The organism is Chelatococcus asaccharovorans, assembly GCF_003201475.1.
Lineage (GTDB): Bacteria > Pseudomonadota > Alphaproteobacteria > Rhizobiales > Beijerinckiaceae > Chelatococcus > Chelatococcus asaccharovorans.
On sequence record NZ_QJJK01000019.1, the window covers coordinates 48,540 to 65,751 of the forward strand.

Annotated in this window: 15 protein-coding genes and 1 pseudogene; 5 read left to right on the top strand and 11 right to left on the bottom strand. The window is 60.8% G+C overall.

All coding sequences use genetic code 11. The features are described 5' to 3' along the window. Position 1: 1 nt before the first annotated feature. Genes C7450_RS30665 through C7450_RS30680 form a run of 4 tightly spaced genes read right to left on the bottom strand, consistent with a single transcriptional unit; the run spans position 2 to position 4,604 of the window. Positions 2-1,804, bottom strand: a complete 1,803-nt coding sequence (locus C7450_RS30665) for an ABC transporter permease subunit (protein WP_110378291.1) — start codon at positions 1,802-1,804, stop codon at positions 2-4. Further along, positions 1,801-2,838 carry an ABC transporter ATP-binding protein gene (locus C7450_RS30670; RefSeq protein ID WP_210206587.1) on the bottom strand — a complete coding sequence of 346 codons (1,038 nt, stop codon included), beginning with the start codon at positions 2,836-2,838 and terminating at the stop codon, positions 1,801-1,803. The genes C7450_RS30665 and C7450_RS30670 overlap by 4 nt, the downstream gene beginning before the upstream one ends. Positions 2,839-2,865: 27 nt before the next feature. Beyond that, the gene (locus C7450_RS30675; protein ID WP_245450259.1) at positions 2,866-3,636 is read right to left on the bottom strand and encodes an LLM class oxidoreductase; all 771 of its coding nucleotides are present in this window, start codon (positions 3,634-3,636) and stop codon (positions 2,866-2,868) included. An 11-nt stretch (positions 3,637-3,647) separates the two neighbouring features. After that, on the bottom strand, positions 3,648-4,604 hold the full coding sequence (locus C7450_RS30680; protein WP_170147535.1) for an extracellular solute-binding protein: 957 nt from the start codon (positions 4,602-4,604) through the stop codon (positions 3,648-3,650). Between the two features lie 388 nt (positions 4,605-4,992). Here C7450_RS30680 and C7450_RS30685 point away from each other — a divergent pair, with 388 nt between their 5' ends. The 3 genes from C7450_RS30685 (at position 4,993) to C7450_RS30695 (ending at position 7,968) form a co-directional block, all read left to right on the top strand. Beyond that, on the top strand, positions 4,993-6,234 hold the full coding sequence (locus tag C7450_RS30685) for an NAD(P)/FAD-dependent oxidoreductase (RefSeq protein WP_245450261.1): 1,242 nt from the start codon (positions 4,993-4,995) through the stop codon (positions 6,232-6,234). A 15-nt stretch (positions 6,235-6,249) separates the two neighbouring features. Continuing rightward, positions 6,250-6,594 carry a RidA family protein gene (locus tag C7450_RS30690; RefSeq protein WP_110378295.1) on the top strand — a complete coding sequence of 115 codons (345 nt, stop codon included), beginning with the start codon at positions 6,250-6,252 and terminating at the stop codon, positions 6,592-6,594. Positions 6,595-6,756: 162 nt separating this feature from the next. Continuing rightward, entirely contained in the window at positions 6,757-7,968 is a 1,212-nt protein-coding gene (locus C7450_RS30695; RefSeq protein WP_170147536.1) for an MFS transporter, read from the top strand. A gap of 16 nt (positions 7,969-7,984) precedes the next feature. Here C7450_RS30695 and bhcD read toward each other — a convergent pair whose 3' ends face one another. Further along, entirely contained in the window at positions 7,985-8,950 is a 966-nt protein-coding gene (gene bhcD, locus C7450_RS30700; RefSeq protein ID WP_110378297.1) for an iminosuccinate reductase BhcD, read from the bottom strand. A 46-nt stretch (positions 8,951-8,996) separates the two neighbouring features. Further along, positions 8,997-9,551: pseudogene (locus C7450_RS30705) on the bottom strand (type III PLP-dependent enzyme domain-containing protein); the annotation flags it as partial. Positions 9,552-9,614: 63 nt separating this feature from the next. Here C7450_RS30705 and C7450_RS30710 point away from each other — a divergent pair. Together C7450_RS30710 and C7450_RS30715 are read left to right on the top strand one after the other, a co-directional pair. Beyond that, positions 9,615-10,783, top strand: a protein-coding gene (locus C7450_RS30710; RefSeq protein WP_110378298.1) for an IS3 family transposase whose coding sequence is annotated in 2 segments (ribosomal slippage) — positions 9,615-9,879 and positions 9,879-10,783 — 1,170 coding nt in all. Because the reading frame shifts where the segments join, the coding sequence is not laid out codon by codon here. A gap of 152 nt (positions 10,784-10,935) precedes the next feature. Next, complete coding sequence (locus C7450_RS30715) at positions 10,936-12,009, top strand: site-specific integrase (RefSeq protein ID WP_245450265.1); 1,074 nt, start codon at positions 10,936-10,938, stop codon at positions 12,007-12,009. 42 nt (positions 12,010-12,051) lie between these two features. Here the strand turns inward: C7450_RS30715 and C7450_RS30720 are convergent, their stop codons facing one another. The 5 genes from C7450_RS30720 to repA all read right to left on the bottom strand — a co-directional run bounded on the left by C7450_RS30720 (position 12,052) and on the right by repA (position 16,818). Continuing rightward, complete coding sequence (locus tag C7450_RS30720; RefSeq protein ID WP_110378300.1) at positions 12,052-12,579, bottom strand: RES family NAD+ phosphorylase; 528 nt, start codon at positions 12,577-12,579, stop codon at positions 12,052-12,054. Continuing rightward, positions 12,576-12,965, bottom strand: a complete 390-nt coding sequence (locus C7450_RS30725; RefSeq protein ID WP_110378335.1) for an MbcA/ParS/Xre antitoxin family protein — start codon at positions 12,963-12,965, stop codon at positions 12,576-12,578. Before C7450_RS30725 ends, C7450_RS30720 begins: the two co-directional genes overlap by 4 nt. A 215-nt stretch (positions 12,966-13,180) precedes the next feature. After that, positions 13,181-14,485 carry a plasmid replication protein RepC gene (repC, locus tag C7450_RS30730; protein WP_110378301.1) on the bottom strand — a complete coding sequence of 435 codons (1,305 nt, stop codon included), beginning with the start codon at positions 14,483-14,485 and terminating at the stop codon, positions 13,181-13,183. Positions 14,486-14,640: 155 nt separating this feature from the next. Next, complete coding sequence (gene repB, locus C7450_RS30735; protein WP_110378302.1) at positions 14,641-15,666, bottom strand: plasmid partitioning protein RepB; 1,026 nt, start codon at positions 15,664-15,666, stop codon at positions 14,641-14,643. Positions 15,667-15,669: 3 nt separating this feature from the next. Then, positions 15,670-16,818, bottom strand: coding sequence for a plasmid partitioning protein RepA (gene repA / locus C7450_RS30740; protein WP_245450267.1), 1,149 nt, complete (start codon positions 16,816-16,818; stop codon positions 15,670-15,672). Between the last annotated feature and the right edge of the window lie 394 nt (positions 16,819-17,212).

The following is a 17,212-nucleotide window of genomic DNA, read 5'->3' on the forward strand; positions in this document are numbered from 1 at the left end:
CTTAGCTCCTTTTGGCGCCAAAGCTGTTCAGGATCTGGACGATGGCGATGGACAGCCCGACGATCACCAGGATGAGCGTCGAGACTGCGGCGAGCGATGGATCGATCTTGTAGCTCATTTCCTGCCAGAGCTGCTTTGGCAGTAGCGGCGTTCCCGCATCGGCGACGAAGAGTGCAATCGCCAGCTCATCCATCGCCTTGACGAATGCGAAAAGGAACGCCGTCACCATCCCCGCCTTGAGAAGGGGCAGGGTGATGCGCCGGAAGGCAACGCCGCGGGTCGCGCCCAGCGTCCAGGCGGCTTGGTCGAGCCGCTCGTCGTAGTTTCGCAGCACCGCCATAACAGTGATCACCACATAGGGCAGCGAGAAGATCGTATTGCCTATGATGAGGCCGATGTTCGTGCCGACGAGACCAACCTTGGCGTATAGATAGAAAAGACCCACGGCGACGATGATGTGGGGAAGCACCATGGGCAGAAGCATCAGGCTGATAATAACGCTCTTCCCGATGACCCGTTGACGGGCCAGCACGAAGGCCGCCGGCACGCCCAGGACCATCGATAGCGCAGCCGTTGCAAGTCCGACGCCGATCGAACGAAAAGTCGCATCAACCCAGATCGCGGACGAGAAATAGATCTGGTACCACTGCCACGTGAAGCCTTCAGGCGGCCAAGCAAGGAACCGGTTTTCCGAGACCGAGATGGGAATGAGGAAGAAGGTAGGCAGCGCGAGAAAAGCTATGCCGATGAGGCCGAGGATCCACAGGAACGGTCGGCGTTCCTCCCCGAGACGCCGGCGGCGGTAAGGCAGGATTTTGCCGAGTAACATGCCGGCATAGACAGATCCCCATCCGATGCCGGAGACAAGCTGCCGGCCCAGGTCGCCGGACAGCCTGCCTAACCCTCCCTTGCGGGTGCTGGCGCCTGCACGAACTTCTCCTGTCAGGCTGGAGAGGCCGAGCGTACGATCAAAGACGACAACGACCAGAATGGTTGCCGCGAGGAGCACGACGCTCAGCGCCGCCGCGAACTCCCAGTTGAGCGCCTCCTCGAGCTGGACGATGATGAGCTGCGCAAGCATTATATTGGATGGGCTGCCGAGGAGCTGCGGCGCGATGAAGAAGCCGAGTGCCGTGACGAAGACCATGAGACCGCTGGCCGCGACGCCCGGCAGAGAAAGCGGGAAATAGACCCGCCAGAAGGCCATCGACTTACGCGCGCCGAGCGTGCTTGCGGCGCTCGACAGGCTGCGGTCGATGTTCAACATCACCGACAGCATCATGAGGATGGCGATCGGCATCAGAGCGTGGACCGAGCCGACCATGACACCGAAGAAATTGTAGATCAGGTCCAAAGGCCGCTCGATCAACCCAAGCGAGAGCAATGTCCGGTTGATCACGCCCTGAGCTCCGAGGATCACCATCCAGGCGAGCACACGCACCAGGAAGCTGGTCCAAAGAGGCACCAGGATCCAAATCAACAGCGGATTGCGGTGGCGCGCGGAGATGGTCGCGATCAGGTATGCTATGGGATAGCCGCCGACGATGCAGAACAGCGTCGTCCAGGCCGAATAGCTCAGCGTATTCAGCACAACCTGGAAATAGGTCGTGTTGGCGACTAGGCGCTCATAATGCGCGACGGTCGGTACACCCTTGTTGTCAAAAAAGCTGAGAAAGAGGAGCTGCGCGACCGGAATCACGAAGACGATGGCCAGGAAGGCCACCGCAGGAACAAGCGGCAGATAGCGGGCGAGCAGGCGCCTGTCGGCTCTGGTCGCCGGCAACTCGGTTGCGATCACCGTCATCGCCCGACTTCCGCAGCTAGGTGGACCGTGTTGCACGCATCCCAACCAAGGCGAACGGTCTCGCCCGGATGATGCGGTGCGCCCTTTTCGTCACTCCAGTTGACGGCGACCAACCGCTCTCCGGTAATGAGCCTTGCAACGTGTCGGCTAAACGCGCCGAGCATGATCGTATCCTCCAGAATCGCGTCGACGACCGTGTCAGCCTTTTCCCCCTCCCTCAGGAGGCGGATGTTTTCAGGCCGTACCATACATTTGCTGGTCGCGCTGGCGGGTGTGGGAGCAATGAAGTTGGCGTGACCGACGAACTCCGCGGCGAAGACGCTGCGCGGGCGGAAGTAGATCTCGGACGGCGTTCCCAACTGCGCGATGCCGCCATCGTTCATCAGGCAAATGCGGTCGGACATTGCCATCGCCTCCTCCTGATCGTGCGTTACGTAGAGGATGGTCGCTCCTAATTCCTTGTGTAGGCGCCTGATCTCCGTCTGCATGTCGTCACGCAGCCTTTTATCGAGTGCGCCAAGCGGCTCGTCCATCAGGATGATCGAGGGCTCGTATACCGAGCATCTGGCAAAGGCCACGCGCTGCTGCTGGCCGCCGGAAAGCTCACGGGGAAGTCGGTCACCGACATGCGGCAGTTGCACCACCTCAAGCATCCGTGCGACACGCCGGTCGATCTCGGCACGCGGCAGGCGGCGCATCTCAAGCGGGAAGGCGATGTTTTGCGCAACCGTGAGATGCGGGAACAACGCATAATTCTGGAAGATCAGGCCGATGCCACGGTCGTGCGGCGGCGTATCGGTGGACAGGCGGCCATCGATCCAGACGTCGCCGTGGTCGCAGGCCGTGAGCCCGGCGAGTATCTGCAGGAGCGTGGACTTCCCTGAACCGGAGGGGCCAAGAAGCGTCAGAAATTCTCCCTCTGGTACGTCGAGGGTGGTTGGCCGCAGCGCCCGGACGGATCCGTAGCTCTTGGCAACTTGGTCTAGTCGTAGTTTCGTCTTCATTGCATATCCTGCTCGACCGTGCGGCGCCATGCGCCACGGCTGGCTCCAAAGTTTCCCTCAGTGTGCATACCGGCTATGCGGGTACTTAAGTCCAAGATTCTCACGTAGCGTGACACCCTCGTATTCGCCGCGGAATACACCCCGATCCTGGAGGATCGGCACTACGATATCTACGAAGTCGTCCAGGGAGCCGGGCAGGTAAGGAGCCGCGACGTTGAACCCATCGCAGGCCCCTCGCTCAAACCAGTGGACGAGAGTGTCCGCTACCTGCTCTGCACTTCCCACGAGCGAGAGATGACCGCGCCCGTTCGCTACCTTCTCGTAAGGCTGGCGAATGGTTAGGTGTTCGTTGCGCGCCTGCTCCGGCATCGCCTTGCCGATGCTCTGAATCCTGTGATTCTCCACCTGAGGCAGGGGATCGTCAACGTCGTAATTCGAAACATCGCCGACCTTGTCGAACAGGAGGGCGTCGTCATCCCAGCTGTCCCACAACCCAAGCACAACGTCGATGAACTCGGTCGCGTGCTCGTAGCGAATGTCGATGTCGATCTGCTCCTTCAGACTGAAATTGAGCGCCTCCGCATCGGACCACGCTAGGGTGCTGAATCCTGACAGCGCCTGCTCCTCCCCGGCATTCTCGCGGATTGCAACGCCATCCGCGAAGAAGATCATATCGAAAAGTCCCCGCTTGGCTGTGCGGGCTGCCGCAAGATAGTGCGGCAAGCCCATCTCGCTGCGCGGATCAACATCGGGGTGCCGCCAAGCCGCAACATGGTAGCCTATCCCCCGGACAGACAGTCCGAGTTTCATCTTGTCCTGGCGGCCCACGACCCGGGTCCTCAGCCGCGCAAGATCCATTCTTCGAAGCGGGTGTTGGCCGCTTCGCCATGCTCGAGCCAGAACTGTGCGTTCTGCTCGCGCATCTTGGCCAGATTCTCCGGGTAGGTGGGGAGCGTCCGGGCGAAGTCGGCGTCGAGATGGTCGAACGCCTTCGGGTGCATCGGCCCCATCAGCGTGGACTTCATGAACTCTGCCTCAAGCTCGGGCTGGGCCGCGAACTTGATGAACTCGCGAGCGACGTCACCCTGTGGGCTGCCTTTGGGAATGGCCCAGCCTTGCGTGGTGAAGTAGCCGTCCGTGTAGCTGATGCCAACGGGAGCTCCGTCGTTCTTGAGCTTCTGCGCCCGATGGCTGCTGATGGGAAAAATGTCGAGGTCGCCGCTGCCGATAAGCTGGTCCATCTGCGGATCGGATTCCCACCACACAGCAATGTGCGGCCGGATCTCGTCAAGCCCGGCGAAAACCTTGTCCCACCCTTCGGGCGTCTTGAGAGTCGGATAGATATCTTCAGCCGGAATGCCGATCCCGCGGGCCGTCATTTCGATTGCGTCGACCGCGCGCTTACGGAGCGACCGGCGGCCCGGAAACTGCGCGACGTTCCACATGTCGCGATAGGATTCCAGGCCCTGAGGGAACGACGTCTCCCGATAGGCCATGGTGAAGCAATAAAGGCCGTAGGGCAGCCAGTCGGGCATTACGTTCTCGGCCGGTCGGTCGGCTATATCCGGCGAATTAACGTCGATGGGATCCATCAGATCAGCTTCTCTGAGACGGAAGTATAGGTCCTTGGTCACGCCCGCCGCCATGCTCCAGCGATAGGCGCCAGTCTCGACAGAGATCTTGAACTCGTTGAAGGGAAAGTCCTTCGATACGACACCGGTCGCCTTGATCCCGGTTGCGGCTTCGAACGGTTTGAAGAACGCGAGTTCCCATATGTCGCCGTAGCCGCCCGGCACCCGGACCGTAAAGGGTTGCTGCGCCCAGGCCTTGCGCAGGAAGGTCGGAGCAGCCAGGGCACCTGCGGCAAGGCCCCCGACCTTCAAGAAAGTGCGGCGCGACGTTCCGATCGGCATGTTTCTCTCCATTATGATGCTCGCTTCTGTTCCCCGGAGCGCGGGGGAACCGAGCTCCCCGCGGTTGGCAGCGCAGACTGAATACATTTTTGAATTTTATTCTGCACTTCGCTCACTATGATTCTCCCATTCGTGCTTGGCAACCCCAAAAAACGTCGGTTTGGGATATCGTGCACAAAAATGTATTCATTAACGTGCACCATATTGCGCAACACCGATGGAGGGGATAAGAGGTTTCGAGAAACTGTGGTGGAGACCTATGCGCACCAAGATGACCGTTGTGATTGGAGCCGGCATGGTCGGCATCGCCTCGGCTCTCTGGCTTCAGCGAGCAGGCCGAAAAGTCATCGTGATCGACTCCCATCCTCCGGGCACCGGCGCCAGCCACGGCAACGCCGGCTGCTTTAACGGGTCGTCGGTGGTGCCGATGTCGATGCCGGGAATTTGGACGAGCGTACCGCGCTGGATGCTCGACCCGCTCGGTCCATTGTCGATCCGACTGGCCTACATGCCGACCCTCTTTCCCTGGCTATGGCGTTTCCTTCGAGCCGGCCGGCGGGAGGAGGTGAAGAAACAAGCGGCGGCGCTGCGCGCGTTGCTCGGGCCCACGCTTCCCTACCTCAAGCAACTCGCTGCCGGGGCGGATGTCGACGACCTGATCCGCGAGCAGGGTCACCTCTACGTCTATCGTTCAGAGAAAGCCCTGGCCGGCGACCGTTTCGGCTGGCAGCTTCGCGGGGACGCCGGCGTCCAACTCGATTGGCTGGATCGACGCCAGCTCCAAGACTTCGACCCCGCCCTATCGCCGTCCTACACGCACGGCGTTCTGATCCGCGAAAATGGACATACGACAGATCCGGGCGACCTCGTCCTGCGTCTGGCGGAGCATTTCGTCAGGCAGGGCGGCGCCATCCACCGTGCCAAGGCAACCGGCTTTCGGCTTGACGGAGGGCATCTGCAATCCGTCGAGACTGAGGACGGGGTCGTGCCGGCCAACTCTGCCGTAATAGCCGCCGGAGCCCATTCCAACGCGCTCCTGAAGATGCTCGGCGACTGGGTCCCCCTGGAGACGGAGCGTGGATACCACGTGATGATAAATGATCCCGAGTCGCAGCCGCGCGTTCCGACCTGCGACGCATCCGGCAAGTTCGTCACTACACCGATGAAGCATGGACTGCGCCTGGCGGGGACGGTGGAGCTGGCGGGGCTTGAACTGGCGCCGGACTGGAAGCGGGCCCGCGCTCTGATCAAGCTGGGCCAGAAGATGCTGCCTGGGCTTCCGGCGTGCATTGCGGAAGAGCGCCTCGTGCTCTGGATGGGTCACCGCCCGAGCCTGCCCGATTCCCTGCCGGTGATCGACAGGGCGAGCCGGTGTCCGGACATTGTCTATGCCTTCGGACACGGCCATGTCGGAATGACCGGCGCGCCGATGACCGGTCATCTCGTCGCTGACTTGATCCTCGGCCGCCCCCCGAAGATAGACCTCGCGCCGTTCCGGCATACACGTTTTTAACAGGAAAGGACCCAGATGATACAGCGCGGCCAGCAGACCCCGATCTTCCATCGTTACGTGCGGCATGGCGACACGCTCTATGTCAGCGGCCTTGTCGCCAACGATCTCAGCCAGACAATTGGCGGCCAGACCCGGGACATCGCCGAACGCCTCGCCGAAATCCTGGCCGAGGCCGGTTCCGACATGGGCCGCATACTTCAATCGACGGTCTATATCACCGATATGTCGATGAAGGCCGAGATGAACGAAGCCTGGAAAGCCTGTTTCCCGGCCGAGACGCTGCCAACGCGAGCAACAATCGGAGTTGCCGACCTGGGACGGTCGGTACTCATCGAAGTGGTTTTCGTCTGCGCCGTCTGAGCGGCCGAGGCGGTGGCCGGCAAAGAAGCTGCGGTCGCCTCTCAATCGAGCTGAAAGTATGGACATGATCTCCTGGTCGGCGCGTGTCACCGGCGAGCGTGCCTCCGCCGAGACGTGCGATGACCGTCCACGGCGCATCACGCTGTCAGCGGAGGGATGCCGGTGACGACGATCGGGCGTTCGTTCGGAGCGATGGCCTTTCAGGCCAGAGCGATCCTGGGCATCCGCACCGTCCGGGTTTTCTGCGACAGCTTCGTAGCATTGCTGATCCCGCTCTACCTGACTTCGCGCGGCTTTGACGCCGTAGCTGTCGGCACGATTGCCTCCTGCATGCTCCTTGGTTCGGCCTTCACGCTGGGCGCTGCTGGGGCGCTCGCGCACCGCCTTGGCGTGAGGGCACTGCTCTGCGTTGCCAGCCTCGGCATGGTTGTTTCGGGCGTGGGTTGGTCGATGGACCCCGCCCTGCCTTCGCTAATGCTGATCGCCTTTTTCGGTTCGCTGAACCCGCATGGCGGCGAGGCGAACCTGTTCCGCCCTATCGAGCATGCGGCGCTCGCCGATCTGGTACCTGCAACTTCCCAAGCGACGGTCTTCGGCTACTATTCCTTCCTGGGCGCCCTGGCGGGTGCGTTTGGAGCGCTCTCTATCGGCGCCCTGCCGACGCTGTTCGACGCGCTTAGCGAACGGACGACCTCGACGGCGATCTTTATCGGCTACGCCGTCATGGGCATTGCTGTCTGCGCGATCTATGCCCGGATCGACCTGCACAGCTCGGAAACGCCGCGCCAGCGCGCTCTTGCTCCCGGTTCGCGCGGCAAGGTGCTGAAGCTGACGGCGATCTTCTGCGTCGACGCATTCGGCGGCGGCTTCATCGTCAATGCGCTGATCATCCTATGGCTCACGAACCGGTTTGGCGCCTCGATGGTGGAGAGCGGAGCGCTGTTCTTCACAGCTGGGGTGATGGCCGCGGCGGCTCATCTTCTCGCAGCACCGATCAGTCGCCGGATCGGCCTCGGCGGCACGATGCTGGTCGGCCATGTCCCCGCCAGCCTGCTGCTGATCCTCGCCGCGCTCGCGCCTAGCTTCGGCATCGCCGCGGCCTGCCTCGTCCTGCGCGGTTTCCTATCGCAGCTCGACGTACCGACACGCGCAGCCTTCGTCTTTAGCCAAGTTGCGCCGCAGGAGCGAGCGGCCGCCATCAGCGTCACCCTAATGCCGTTCAGCCTGGCTGCGGCGGTGGCACCCTTTCTGTCGGGCTGGCTTTTGCTGTCATCCTCGACGGTCGGCTGGCACCTCGTAGCAGCTGGCCTCATCCGATTGATCTACGCGGCCCTTTTTCTCTGGTTCTCGGTGAAGGATAGCCCGAACGGATAGCCAGACGGCGATCAGGTCAGGCATCGATCTCAATGGCCATGCCGCTGGCTACCGCCAGATCGACAGCGGCAGACGCAACGGCCAGATCCTGAACCCCGACGCCGGTGCCGTCAAACAGCGTGATTTCTTCCATGCTTCGGCGTCCGGGATGGTCGCCGTTTATGACATCGCCGATAGAGACGATTTGCGCCGGGTCGAGCAATCCCTGGGTGAACGCGTGCTGGGCCTCGCCAATGGATATTGATTGTTCGATCTCGTCCGTGAAGACCGTCGCTGCCCCGACAATTTCCGGAGCGATCTCCTGCTTCCCCTTCGTGTCCGTGCCCATACAAGCTAGGTGCGTGCCGGGTCGTATCAGGCCTGCCGGGATGATGGGAGCGAAAGACGAGGTGATGGTGATGATGACATCGGCGCTTGCGCACAACTGCTCCAAGCCCGCCGCATGGAACGGCACGCCTCTCTCCTGCGCCACCTTTGCCAGACGCCCGATTTTTTCGGGCGTCTTGTTCCATCCGAGGACCTTCTCGAACTGCCGCTGCTCAAGTGCTGCCTGCAGCTGGAAAGTGGATTGGTGACCGGCGCCGACAATGCCGAGCACTCTGGAATCGATCCGGGCAAGGTGCTTAATCGAAATTGCGGAAGCGGCGGCCGTCCGCAAGGCCGTCAGCAGGTTGCCGCCGACAACGGCGCGGCACCGTCCGGTGTCCGCGTCAAAGAGGAATATCATCGACTGGTGGTTGGTCAGTCCCCTCGATGCGTTGTTCGGCCAATACCCGCCCGACTTCAGGCCCAGCGCAAGGTTCTCGCGGTCGAATCCCGACTTGAACCCATACAGCGCATCGGCATGGCCGATAGCTTCCCGTATCACCGGAAAATTTCGGGCCATCTTGCGGGCAGACGAAGCAAACACCCGCTCCACGGCCATGAGACAGTCGGCCGCGGACACAAGGCGGACAATATCGCGTTCGGGAATGACGATCATGATGCCCTGCCGCGTGGAGAAGCCGGGAACCGCGTCACGACAAACCTCAATATGCCTTGCCGCGGGCCGATATCGGCCAGACGGTCTCGACCTTGCCGTTGCGGACTCCGACGTACCAGTCGTGAACGTTGCACGTGGGATCGCAGTGACCCGGAACGAGACGAAGCTTTTCGTTGATCTTGAGAACACCGGCCGGATCCTCGATGACGCCGTGCTCGTCGCTGCATTTGATGTATTTCACATCGTCGCGGCCGTGAACGAAGGGGAGCCCGCTATCGACCGACTGCGCCTTCAGGCCGGCATCGCAGATTGCCTTGTCGGCCTTGGCATGGCTCATCACCGAGGTCAGGATGAAGAGCGCGTTCTCCCATTCGCCTTGATCGATGCGCTTGCCTTCCCGGTCGAGGATACGCCCGTAGTCGGCGTCCATGAACGCGTAGGACCCGCACTGCAGTTCATTGTAAACTCCAGACGCCGCTTCGAAGTAATAGGAGCCGGTTCCGCCACCCGAAACGAGCTCGGGCTCCAGTCCCGCTGCCTTCAGGCCCGCGACGGCTTCCTTCACCTGGGCAATGGCAGCATCCAGCTTGGCCTTGCGTGGTCTGCCCCCTGAAAAGTGGTCCTCCCTGAAGTAGGCTATTGAGCCGTTGGAGAGGACGTTGGAATGCCCCAGAAGAAGCATAAGCCCGAAGAGATCGTCGCGAAGCTGCGTCAGGTCGATGTTCTGCTGTCGCAAGGTCGTTCGGTTGGCGAAGCGGTTCGTTCGATCGGCGTGACACAGTTCACCTATTACCGCTGGCGCAAGGAGTTCGGTGGCCTGAAGGGTGACCAGGTGAAGCGCCTGAAAGAGCTCGAGAAAGAGAATGACCGGCTGCGCAAGGCTGTGTCGGACCTGACGCTCGAGAAGCTGATCCTGAAAGAGGCTGCCTCGGGAAACTATTGAGCCCCGCCCGTCGCCGTAGCTGCGTCGACCATGTCGTGGCGAAGTTCTCCGTCTCGGAGCGGTTTGCCTGCAAGGTTCTCGGCCAGCACCGATCGACCCAGCGCAAGAAGCCGCACGGCCGAGCAGATGAAGAGGCGCTCACCGCCGATATCATCCGTCTGGCTTCCCGGTATGGCCGCTATGGCTACCGTAGGATCACGGCGATGCTGCGAACCGAGGGCTGGACGGTGAACGCCAAGCGCGTCGAGCGTATCTGGCGGCGGGAGGGGCTGAAGGTTCCCCAGAAACAACCGAAGAGAGGGCGTCTGTGGCTGAATGACGGATCGTGCATCCGGCTTCGGCCCGAGCACCCGAACCATGTCTGGTCCTACGACTTCGTCGAGGGCCGGACCCATAATGGCAGGAAGTTCCGCATGCTCAACATCATCGACGAGTTCACCCGGGAGTGCCTGGCGATCCGCATCGGGCGCAAGCTTAACTCGACCGACGTCATCGACACGCTCTCGGACCTGTTCATCCTGCGCGGTGTGCCCGGCCATGTTCGTTCCGACAACGGCCCGGAGTTCATAGCCAAGGTCGTGCGGGAGTGGATCGTAGCCGTCGGTGCAAAGACCGCGTTCATAGAGCCGGGCAGTCCCTGGGAGAACGGCTATTGCGAGAGCTTTAACTCGAAGCTTCGCGACGAACTGCTCAACGGGGAGATCTTCTACAGCCTCGCCGAGGCAAAGGTCATCATCGAGGCATGGCGACGCTACTACAATACCGAGCGGCCGCACTCATCGCTCGGCTACAAGCCGCCAGCGCCGGAGGCCATCATCTGGCCCGGACAACCACCCGGATCGGTTCCATCGTCGGCACAGGCGATGGCCGAAAAGCCGGTCATGCATTAAGACTGAAACCGGACCACCTCATGGGGTCAGGCCAGCACCACTCCGCGCGCCCACAGGAAACGTCGCCGGCTGTCGACCAAACCGCGCCGGCGGCCTCGCCCGAGCACGATGGGGCGATAACCGAAGATCTGCCCGACATCGTCGACCTCGTCATGGAGATGGGCCGCGTGCCGGAAGAGCCGGCGGCGGACACCCAGGCGCCCTCCCCTCCCCTTCCGGCCGTTTCGACCCCGCGCCTGCCGACGCATCTCGACGCGCTGGCCGATAGGGCCCGCGATTATGTCGAGGCGGCAAGCTCGTCCAACACGCGCCGCGCCTACGCTTCGGACTGGAAGCAGTTTGCGAGCTGGTGCCGGCGGCAGGGCGTCGAGATGTTTCCACCCGATCCCCAGGTGGTCGGCCTCTACATCACCGCCTGCGCTTCGGGAAAGGCGACCCGCGACAGGAAGCCCAACTCGGTGTCGACGATCGAACGCCGGCTCTCGGCGCTGACGTGGAACTACGCGCAGCGCGGCCAGCCGCTCGACAGGAAGGACCGCCATATCGCAACCGTCATGGCCGGCATCCGAAACAAACACGCCGCCCCACCCCGGCAGAAGGAGGCGGTGCTGCCGGAAGATTTGATCGCGATGCTGGAGACGCTCGACCGCGGCACCCTGCGCGGCCTGCGCGATCGCGCCATGCTGCTCATCGGCTTTGCCGGCGGCCTGCGCCGTTCGGAGATCACCGGGCTCGATGTCGGCCGTGACCAGACGGAAGACGGTCGTGGCTGGATTGAGATCCTCGACAAGGGGCTGCTGGTGACACTGCGCGGCAAGACCGGATGGCGCGAGGTCGAAGTTGGCCGTGGCTCGTCCGACGCGACCTGCCCGGTTGTGGCGCTGGAGACCTGGCTCAAGCTCGCGCGCATCGCACACGGACCGCTGTTCCGGCGCGTCACAGGCCGGGGCAAGGCGGTCGGTGCCAACCGGCTCAACGATCAGGAAGTCGCCCGGCTGGTCAAACGGACCGCGCTGGCGGCCGGCGTGCGTGGAGATCTGCCCGAAGGCCAACGCGGAAAACTGTTTGCCGGCCATTCGCTACGGTCTGGTCTCGCCTCGTCAGCCGAGGTCGACGAACGCTACGTGCAAAAGCAGCTCGGCCACACCAGCGCAGAGATGACCCGAAAATATCAGCGGCGACGCGACCGCTTTCGGGTCAATCTCACCAAGGCGAGCGGGCTGTAAAAAGCCCCCTCCCCTGCCCCGCGTGTTCCCGGTGCGAAGCGGTCAGGAACCTTCGCGCCAGGACAGCTGATCCTTCGGTAGCCGGCCGCTCGGATCAAAGACTCTCACCTCATGCGGCAGGTTGGGGCCCCATTTCCAAAGCACCAGATTCAGATCATCCACCTCAGCGCCTGGGGCAAAACTCGGCACGAGAACGCCAGCAACGCCTTGACCATGAAGCCGGTCATATATCGACCATGACGCGGGCCGATCACCGTTGGAAAGAGCTGTCGCCCATGCACAGCTCATATCATCAAGATCGACCCGGTGCTCGGCTCTCCCTTCCTCTGTCGTCAGGTCGGCGATATCCTCGCAATCGATTTCATACGAGCAAAGCACACATGGATCTATTCGATGCGCGAAGCCCTGATTGGCTTCCTTGACGGCTGTCATGATGCTCAAGCCGAGATAGAGCGCCGGCACCCCCTTCGGGTTGAAACGCGCACCCCTTACCGCGGCGCCGTCGCCGGATGTCGGCTTGAAGGCCCATCGCGGATCATGCGCTCGATAGCAGGTTCCCACGAACCTCACGCAAATCCGCCAAGCGCCATGTGGTCGAGATAGTCCCGAACGGCCGCGGCCTTTCCTTCCTTGACAAGGGCTTCCGCCGTTCGCCCGCCAAACGCGGGCAAGGGCTGGGCACGATACCAGGCCATGGCTTGTTCCTTGCCGCCGGCCCACTCCGTCACGCGGCTGATGATCTCTAGCATTTCACGAAGTCGTCCCTGTGCTTTTGGAGCTCGGCTGCGTTCGGCACGGTAGAGTGTCTCCCTGGCAAGCCCCGCTGTTTCGGCGAGCTGGGTCTTGGACATCCCAAAGCCATCCGCCAATTGGTTGATCGCGATCCTCCCGGCTCGATCCATGTACGACAGCACGAGGGATTCGTTTCGTACTAAAACTTTCTGAGCTTCGGCCACTGCTGCACCTGTCATACAGACAAACATATTTCTTGTGCAAAACATATGGCGCTGGTGAGAGAATTGCAATCCTTACCGCGCATCAGGTTCTCGTTCTCTCCACGACACGAAAATCCAGCCATCTATCCTCCGTTCGGATGACAGGTAACGCTGAAACGCTTCAAACGGGCCGGAAACCCATGTCGGCGACAGCACCGTCTGAACGGCTAACAGGTTCATCGGTCCCGCCTTCGCAGGCTTTTCAGGAGTGACTCCGAGACCTCAAGCCGCGAACCGGATTCAGATGTCACAATCTCCGAGGTTTGGCGGTGTTTCCCTTCATCCAGCTTGGCGCGCAGGAGCGCCATGACCATCGGCCAGGTCGAGAATTTTCCGTCCCGCGCCTTGTCGGTCAGGCTGCGCAGATATCCCCCGGCGCTGTTGATCTGGTCGGATCGCTGGTAGATTGCCGCAAGCGTGATCGCGGCCTGAACCTCGCCCATGACCTTGCGGGCTTCCTGCCAGGCGCTGGGACTGATCCCCAGCATCGTCCGGACCAGCTCTGCGGCCGCCAGAAAGTCGCGCCAATGGCGGATTTCGCCCGATTGCGCTGCCTCGCGCAAATTCGGGCACGCATCCAGCACGATGCTCAACGGCAGATCTCGCTTCGGCAAGCTCCTTACGTTGTCGATTTCCGCAACGCTGCCGCTCGCTTCTTTCTTTTCTCGAAAGCAGTGTTCAGATTCAGATGGGGAGTCTGGATTTGAATTCTGTATGTGGCGATCAGATTGAGACTCATTGGCGTTCGGATTCTGTGTTTTTATGAAAGATTCCAATACATCGCGGATCTCCGCGTGCAGTTCATAGAGCTCAGCGCAGATATCCTCGATGAGCTGCCGCGAGGCCGTCCGGGGAAGCCTGCCGATGACCGCCTGGTATGTCTGAAGCACCCTGCCCCAGTTCCCCGGGACTCCTTCCTCGATCCCTGCGTCGATCATCTTGACGATATCGCGCCGTAGCAGCGTCAAGCGCTCCCTGGCGACACGAAACGCCTTCTTCTCCGCCTGGACCGCCTCCGCCATGTCCCTGAATTCCACCGCGCGTGCGACGATCGGCGAGAGATCGAAGCCATAGGCCTGCTCGATCTCCCCTGCCCTGCTCCGGCGCGCGAATCGCTTGCCGTTCGGGCTATCCCTGCGGATGATCAATCCGCATTCGACCAGAACCAAAAGATGGCGCCGAAGCGTCGCCGGCGAGATGCCGTTCGCGCGGGCAATCAGCTGCTCGTTCGATGGCCAGACGATGAGTTCGCCATCGGCCGAGAGTTCCGTCTCTCTGTGAAACGACAGCAAGGCGTTGAGGATCGCAAGCGAGCGATCCGTCGCGCCGAGCATTTCGCGGGCTTTACGGATGTCTTCGAACACCCGCCACTTGTTGGCGGTCACCTCTTTCGGCATCGCCTTTGCGGTTGCCTGGCTTGCAATCTGGCCAAGCGTCATCGCCCGCCGCCCGAAGGGCGTCGTTGAGATATGCGTCTGCATTGTCCCTCACCTATCGCTAGGCAAAAGAATTCTAGCCGCCCGAATGGACGTTACGACTCTTGACACTGATTCGTGGAAATGCGATTCTCGGAGTGCTTAAGTTCTGAGAGAGGCTTCCACGGTTCGCCGGTCGGGGGCCTTTTTCTTTTGCGGTTTCAATTCTCCTGTTTCGACTGCCTGTAAGCCTCATAGAGGCTGTCCAGATTGCCAGTTATCCAATCCGCGAAAGGCTTCGCCTCGGTCTTGGTGATCTCGAGCGAAATGCCTTTCGGCCGGTACCTAGCGACGACGCTAACCGATTTGTCACTAGGTACCCAGGATTGCGCGGCTGCTGCCATTCGCTCCGTTTTGGCCGCCGCCTGCTTCAGCTGGTTGTAGACAGCCTGAAACCGGTCATCGCTTTTCTCAGTGAGGAAATCCTGCTCGCGAATGAGTTTCAGAGCTTTGGATCGTTTCCCCTCATCTTCCAGCAAATCAGCTAGTTCGGCCCAACGCAGGCGTCCGAATGATGGAGCGGAACCGATGGCTTCAATCAGTTCCGGCGGCAATCGCCTAGTCAGAGCGATCATGCGAGATAGGGCAGCCTTATCGACGCCGAGGGAAGCCATGATGATGTCCCGTGGAAACCCACGATCCTCGAGACGTGCCCCAAAAAAAGATCGCTCGATGAACGATAGGTCCGTGCGAGAGTTGTTTTCCTGACCTTGCGAGACGACGAGTTGTTCGTCCGTAAGATCGCGCACAACTGCCCTCACCGGCCGACCAAGTTCCTTGGCGGCCGCCAGTCGACGATGTCCGTAAGCAACCTGGTATCGCCCTTCGCGCTCGGGATGCGGGCGCACCAAGATCGGCACCTGCTGGCCGTGTTCCCTGATCTGGGCGGCCAGAGAAGCATTCACTTCGGCTTCAACACTTAGGCGATCGACGACGAACGAGCCGTCCACAAGAGCGGGGTCGAGTTCGATGATTACCCGGCCCGCAGCGAGTTGCTTTTCGATCTCGTCGGCTCGCTGGGCGCGAGAATTGATGCTTTCGAGAGACTGGGAGATCGCACCAACCGGGCTTGCAGGCCTTATCGATCTCTCGAGGCCGAGCAATGGACGCCCCAACTTTGGCTGCGCAGAAGCTGGAGTTAGTTCAGTAGGCTCCGGCGCCAGATCGAATACGTTTTTTCTAGCCATGGGTTACTTCCTCCCCCACGTGGCTCGGACGAGGCCTTCTATTTCGCCGTTTACAAGTGTCAGGGACTCCAGAGCGCGTTCATAAGTGCCGCGCGTGAACGATGATTTCTCGACTTCGTAGAGCGTTTGTTTTGTCAATCCAGCATCGGATACCGCGGTAGACTTGAGCATCGGGTGTTCCAGAACCCGTTGCCCAAAAATGGAACGCATGAAGCCTGCCATCTGGCTTTGTGGACCATCATTCGGCTCGTAACGCGTAACGAGGTAGCGCAACCAATCGTATTCGGTGCTGCCTCCCGCGTTCTCCACGACTGCCAGCAGGTCGCCTGTCATGGTCAGGAACTGACTCATGGACATGACGTCGAGCATCTGCGGATGAACAGTGATCAAAACCGCAGTAGCTGCGCATAGCGCTGATAGCGACAGGAACCCAAGTTGTGGCGGGCAATCGATGATTACGACATCGTACGCGCTTTCGATTTCCGCAAGACTTTCGCCGATACGTGAGAAGAACATCGAGCTGTTCTGTGTCCGCTCGGACAACGCTTTCGGGGTGGTATGCTCGAATTCCATCAATTCCAGATTGCCCGGCACGCAATGGAGGCCGGGCGTATACGTCTCACGGACAACTTCCGAGATATGACGGCGGTTTTCATCGTAGCGAATGGCACCGTAAATGGTTTCTCCCTCGCCTACATCCAGTTCGGGCTGATGGCCGAAGAGGGCCGAAAGCGACGCCTGAGGATCGAGGTCGATAGCCAGCACACGATATCCGCGCAATGCCAGATACTGCGCAAGATGGGCAGATGTCGTTGTTTTCCCCGAACCGCCCTTGAAATTCATAACGCTTACGATCTGCAGCTTCTCGCCGGAGCGACGGTGCCTCACATATTTCGGGGCGCCCTTCCCTCCCTCATCGAGAACACGCCGCAACCCCTCGATGTCCGTTACCGAATACAGTCGCCGACCGTTAGGCAACGGTGCTGGCCCGTGACCTTCGGCAACAATCTGCCGCAGATAGCCCTCATGTATCCCAATGAAGTCAGCCGCTTCAGCTGGCGTGAACAGCCGAATACTTTTTTGCGATGTTGGCGGAAAAGTGCGAAGCTGATGCGCCTGAAGTTGACGCGACAACTCACTTGCGTCAGCCATAATTTGACTGCGCAAGGTCGGAATGTTGATGTCCGCTTCTGACAAGATAGTGGTGGCCAAGAAACCTATCCCCGGAATCTGCGCTTTTCCCAGCATCATCTGCAAATATGCGCTGATCAATTAAGCCAGATTCGGCGCCCGGTGGCAAATCTTTTAAGGCTAACAGAAAGTTAACGCCATTGGGCCCCTTCAAATGTCGCGAGTTGCACATGTACAACTCCTTCGAGGGACCGATCCGGCGCAGGCCTCCGCGCGCCCCGACTGCATTCCCGTAAAGAAGTTCGTACGTGGAATACCGGCGTCAAAATCCACACTGAAAAGGCGAGTTGTACACGTGCAACCCGACAAACGTCCAAGTAAACAAAGGTCGGTCAAACCCCACCTAGGCGATCGG